Annotated in this window: 1 protein-coding gene; it reads right to left on the bottom strand. The window is 62.5% G+C overall.

The window, feature by feature from the left end; translation table 11 throughout:
• Positions 1-220: hypothetical protein (locus CKO40_RS23885; RefSeq protein ID WP_200348951.1), on the bottom strand; the 220-nt coding region annotated here is incomplete at its 3' end.
• Positions 221-510: the final 290 nt, after the last annotated feature.

The following is a 510-nucleotide window of genomic DNA, read 5'->3' as shown; positions in this document are numbered from 1 at the left end:
TCTTGAGATTGGTCGAGGGGATGACGACGGCCTTGCCGGGGTAGAACCCGAGCATGTATTCCGAGCGCGCGATGGCGATATGGTCTTCGTCGGTTTTTTTGCGTTTTGAGGTGAGCGCCTTGTGGGCGATGGTCTCCGCTGCCAGCGGATTGGCGCCGCGGTCGGAGTGCAGCAGCAGTGATGCGTCTTCGCCGCGAAATTCGAGATTGATGGATTGCATTGTTTGCTCCTCTTGTGTGTTGCGCTTGGTAGCGCCCTTGCCAAGCCACGCCTTGCCGTGCCAAGCCACGCCGTGCCGTGCCGGGCCGAGCCTCGACCCTGGTGGAAACCCACCGGTCAGGATTCGCGCCCTGACCGCTGAGGATTCAGCCCTTGCCTAGCCACGCCATGCCTAGCCACGCCATGCCATGCCTAGCCACGCCCTTGGTGGAAACCCACCGGTCAGGATTCGCACCCTAACCGCTGAGGATTCAGCCCTTGCCTTGCCCTGCCTTGCCCCGCCGTGCCATG

Source organism: Halochromatium glycolicum (genome assembly GCF_016584085.1).
Taxonomy (GTDB): Bacteria; Pseudomonadota; Gammaproteobacteria; order Chromatiales; family Chromatiaceae; genus Lamprobacter; species Lamprobacter glycolicus.
This window is presented reverse-complemented; position numbering and strand designations above follow the sequence as displayed.